The organism is Chloroflexus sp. (assembly GCF_034435895.1).
In the GTDB taxonomy this organism is placed as follows: Bacteria; Chloroflexota; Chloroflexia; order Chloroflexales; family Chloroflexaceae; genus Chloroflexus.
The window spans coordinates 1-5030 of the sequence record NZ_DAOTWH010000106.1 but is presented as its reverse complement, the minus strand read 5'-3'; the positions used below and the strand labels follow the sequence as shown (position 1 = coordinate 5030).

General features: G+C 64.2%; 3 protein-coding genes. 1 reads left to right on the top strand and 2 read right to left on the bottom strand.

The features are described from left to right. Both mutL and U9R81_RS06325 read right to left on the bottom strand, forming a co-directional pair. Window positions 1–1655: DNA mismatch repair endonuclease MutL (gene mutL, locus U9R81_RS06330; protein ID WP_322494663.1), on the bottom strand; the 1655-nt coding region annotated here is incomplete at its 3' end. Window positions 1656–1668: 13 nt separating this feature from the next. After that, entirely contained in the window at window positions 1669–2631 is a 963-nt protein-coding gene (locus U9R81_RS06325) for a PP2C family serine/threonine-protein phosphatase (RefSeq protein ID WP_322494662.1), read from the bottom strand. Window positions 2632–3143: 512 nt separating this feature from the next. Here U9R81_RS06325 and U9R81_RS06320 point away from each other — a divergent pair. Next, window positions 3144–4820 (top strand): M14 family metallopeptidase, encoded by a 1677-nt coding sequence (locus tag U9R81_RS06320; RefSeq protein ID WP_322494661.1) that lies wholly within the window; start codon window positions 3144–3146, stop codon window positions 4818–4820. Window positions 4821–5030 lie beyond the last annotated feature (210 nt).

Genomic DNA, 5030 nt, shown 5'->3' with positions numbered 1-5030 from the left:
CTGCCGCCGCCGCGTCCGGCCAGCCGCTCGGCCATCTCATGCAACGCCGGCGCCAATTCGTCGAGCGGGAGGGTGGCCGGCATCGCGCGCACCAACACCCCGGTACCCCACGGTTCCAGCGCAAACCCCCACTCGGCCAGCTTCTCGGCATTGCCCAACAGCAGCGCACTTGCTTCAGGGCTGAGTTCAACCGCTTGCGGCAACAGCAACTGCTGCGTCTCAACCGCCCGCTGCGCGTATTGGTTCATCAGCTTCTCGTAGGTAATCCGCTCGTGGGCGGCATGCTGGTCAATCAGATACATCCCCTCTGGCGCTTCGGCGACGATGTAGGTCAAGCCGACCTGCCCCACCACCCGCAGCGGCGGCAGCGCCGAAGGGGCAGGGGCCGGCGCTGCACTAGGCACAGCCGCTGCCGGCGCAACCGGTACGGACGGTTCCGGTGTGACGGGATCGGCTACTGGTGGCAATGGCAACGGCGTGACTGTATGGGCCGCTGGCACACCGGCATCCCAGCGCGAGCGGTCACGATCCCACGCCGCGTCGCCAACTCCCCATGCCGATGGCGACGGCGCCGGCGACTCTCGGCCGAGCCGGCGCAACTCAAACCGGCGCTGGGCCGTCGCCGGATCGGGCGCATCCCAGACGGGAATATCGGCCCCACTGATCAGCGCATCGCGGATGGCCCGGCCCAGTACGCTGTGAACGTGCGCGGCATAGCGGAACTTCACCTCACTCTTGGTCGGGTGAACGTTCACGTCAATCGCCGCTGGATGCACACGCAGATCGAGAATCGCGATCGGGAAGCGGCCCTTCATCAACATCGTATGGTAAGCATTCTCGACCACGGCGGCCAGCGCACCGCGCGACTGCAACGCGCGCCGGTTGGCGAACAGCGACAGATAACTGCGCGAGCTGCGGGTCAGATCGGGTGGTGAAATCAGACCGCGCACCGCCACCCACAACTCATCGGCGCCGGCTTCAGCCTGCACTGGCAACAAGGCACGCCCCACCTCTAGACCGTACAACTCAACTGCCACCGCGCGCAGATCGCCATCGCCAGCGGTTTGAAACATCACCCGGCCATCAACCACGAGGCTGAAGCTCACTTCGGGGTAGGCAAGAGCGTACTGCTGGACAATCGCGCTGATCGCGCCGGTTTCGGTCGCCTCGGAACGAAGATACTCGCGGCGCACGGGGGTGTTGTAAAAGAGGTTGCGCACCGTAATGGTCGTGCCAACCGGACAGCCGCAAGGCAAGCGCGACTGCACCTCGCCGCCGGCGATGCGCAGCTCAACCCCCAACTCGGCTTCGGCCACACGGGTGACGCAGATCACCTGCGCCACACTCGCGATGCTGGGCAAGGCTTCGCCACGAAAACCCAGCGTGCGGATGGCCCACAAATCTTCGGCGGATTGGAGCTTGCTGGTGGCGTGGCGGGCAAACGCCAGCTCCACCTCATCCGCTGGAATGCCGCAGCCATCGTCTTGGACGCGGATCTCGCGCAACCCGCCGCCACGCGCCTCAACCACAATCCGGCGCGCGCCGGCATCGAGCGCGTTCTCGACCAGCTCCTTCACCACCGAAGCCGGACGTTCGACCACCTCGCCGGCGGCGATTTGGGCAGCAATGGTTTCATCGAGTAAACGGATGGGCATAGGCGTCGCCCCGTTATGGCGTAACCGCCGGCAATGGCGTCGCCGTGCTCACCACCGTCGCGGTTGCCGCAATCGTCGGCGAACTCAACAACGGCGGCGGGGTGCGCTGATCGGTCAGCGTCACAAACAAGCTCAAGCCAAGCAACATCACGAGCACAAGGATCGACAGGGTCAGGCCAACCCGTGACAGCGGCTTGGCTGCCGGAGGCGCAGCCACGGTTGGCGCCGGTGGGGCCGCGACTGCGGCAGAATCGCTCTCGCTGACCGTTGGGTCGAGGCCGTCAACCTGCGCGATCATCACGGTAATATTATCCGGCCCGCCACGCGCATTCGCTTCATCCACCAACCGGCGCGTCGCTACATCGAGCGGATGCATGCTGGCGATCGCGGCGATTTCATCGTCGGTGAGCAGACCGTGCATGCCGTCGGTCGAAAGCACAATTGTATCGCCGGGCAAGAGCGGCTCGCGGAAGAGATCGACCTCGACGTGCCCTAGATAGCCGATAGCGCGAGTGATAATGTTGCGGATGGTGGAAGCGCGGGCCTCTTCGGCGGTCAGCAGACCGGCCGCTACCTGATCGCCGATCAGGGAATGGTCATGGGTAAGCTGGCGGATCTGGCCTTCGCGCACCAGATAAGCCCGGCTGTCGCCGACGTTGGCTACATAGAGCGTGTTGTGCCAGAAGAAGGCGGCGACAGCGGTGGTGCCCATACTGCCGCGCCCTTCATCGTACACGCGCTGATTCGCGGTGACAAAGGCATGGCGCAAGCCTACCGCTGGATCGTCGCCGGGTTGGAAGGTGGCGATGATCGTCTCGACCGCCAGTTCGCTGGCGACCTCGCCGGCCAAGTGCCCCCCCATGCCATCACAAACGACGAGCAGCGTTCCCTGCCCTACTTCGGCGCTGCCATACGCATCTTGATTGATCTCGCGCCGTTTGCCGGTATCTGTCCGGGCACTGTACCGCACGCGCATAGGCGACCCCGTTGCCTCCTTGCTGACTTGCCAGCAGTATACCACACGGCGCGGGCAGTGATTAAGATTTAGGTTTCCCGCAGATGGCGCAGAGGGGTGGGTTGACCACAGAGGCGCAGAGACACAGACAGTGGGGTTGCCGCCCGACCGCAACACAAACCTCCGTTTCCGCTGCGCCTCTGCGGTAAAACATTAACAACCGGCAGGAGCGTTTCAGATCCGGCGCCCGGCCCTGAAGGGCCGGGCGAGGGGTACGAAGCCCGCTGCGTGGGCTGACGGCCCTCACCCCCAGCCCCTCTCCCGCTGGCGCGGGAGAGGGGAGCGCAGCATCGGGCTTGACGGCATCGCACAGCGATCAACGGTTACAATCGCCCACAGGTTCTGTCTACCTCTCAACAGGAGCGTAGCGAGCGCAGAGAGGGTGACAACGCGCTGTCTCCTGACAATCTCCCGTCACCGTTTCTATGGTACTATAGAGGGGTAAAATCTTTGATTGAGCAAGGATTTGCGCGATGCCAACGATCGATTTCACCCGCTACTACCGTCCGCACGAAGTCGAAGCCGCCTTGCAGGCATGGGCCGCCGAATACCCGCAGCTCTGCTCGTTGCGCAGCATCGGCACGAGTTATGAAGGCCGCCCGATCTGGCTGATGACGCTTACCAATCAAGCCACCGGTCCCGACGACGAAAAGCCGGCGTTCTGGCTCGACGCCAACATCCACGCGACTGAAGTCACCGGCTGCATGGGCGCCTTGCACGTTATCCAAACTGCGCTAGAGCAATACGGGCGCGATCCCAACATCACCGCGCTGCTCGACGAGCGCGCGCTCTATATTGTGCCCTGTCTCAACCCCGACGGTATGGAACAGGCGCTGACCTCGCCGGTCTATGTGCGGTCGGGCACCCGCCGCTACCCCTTCACCGACGATCGCGACGGGTTGTACCCCGCCGACATCGACGGCGACGGCCTGATCTTACAGATGCGCGTGGTTGATCCCGACGGCGGCTGGAAGGTGAGCGAACGCGATTCGCGCCTGATGCGTCCGCGCGCCCCCGACGAGCGCGGCGGCATCTACTACCGGGTCTACACCGAGGGCTACATCCGCAACTACAACGGCTACGAAGTCAAAATTGCCCCGCCGGCCCAAGGCCTCGACTTCAACCGCAACTTCCCCTACATCTGGGCGCCGGAAGGGGTGCAGCGCGGCGCCGGCCCTTACCCCACTTCGGAACCAGAGATTCGGGCCGCCGTTGAGTTCCTCACCGCACACCTCAACGTCAGCAGCGCCATCTCTTACCACACCTATTCGGGTGCAATCTTGCGGCCCTATTCCGACAAACCCGACGACCAGATGCAGATCGACGATCTGTGGACGTACAAAGAGCTGGGGCGGCGCGGCGAAGAGATCACCGGCTACAAGCACGTCTCGGTCTACCACGGCTTTCGCTACCACCCGCGCGAGGTGATGCGCGGCGCATTCGACGACTGGGCCTACGACCATCTCGGCATCTACGCCTTTACGGTGGAATTGTGGGACATGATCGGCGAAGCGGGGATCAAAGAGCGCGACTTCATCGAGTGGTTCCGCGACCACCCCGAAGAAGACGACCTCAAGCTGCTGCGCTGGAACGACGAACAGCTCGGCGGGGCCGGCTTCGTCAACTGGCGACCGTTCGACCACCCGCAGCTTGGCCGGGTCGAGATTGGCGGCTGGATCGAGCGACGCACCTTCGGCAACCCGCCAGAGCCATTCTTGCTGCGCACCCTCGAACCAAACACCCGCTTCGTGCTCGCCCTTGCCCAAACCGGCCCGCGGCTCGAACTGCGCCATGTGCAGGCCGAACCGCTCGGCGACGGCCTCTACCGCCTGCAAGCGGTGGTCGCCAACAGCGGTTACCTGCCAACCTACGGCAGCCGCAAAGCCCAAGAGATCAAAGCCGTGCAACCGATCGAGGTTGACGTGAGCCTGCCGGAGGGAGGCGCAATCATCAGCGGCGAACAACGGCAAGAGATTGGTCAGCTCGAAGGGCGGGCCAACAAACGGGCCTTGTGGGGCGGCAGCTTCCCCACCGACAACCTCCGCCGCCTGACATGGACAATCCGCGCCCCCGCGGGGAGCAGCGTTACCATCACTGCCCGCGGGCAGCGCGCCGGCGTCGCGCGGGCAACGGTAGTGATGGGGGAGTAGGGGAACGGGAGAGCGGCGCGGCGGGGCGCCGCGCCGCGCGTTATGACTCAAACACCTCCAAGAACCCGAAACCCAACGAGTGTGTGATCACCCAACGGCGCCATTCTTCTCTTTAGCGATTAATCGCAGGGATATAGGTACGAACTGGACTTTTGCAAAATCCAGCGAGACGAGCGCGAGGTGCGCCTTGATTTTGGGCCGACTCCACCC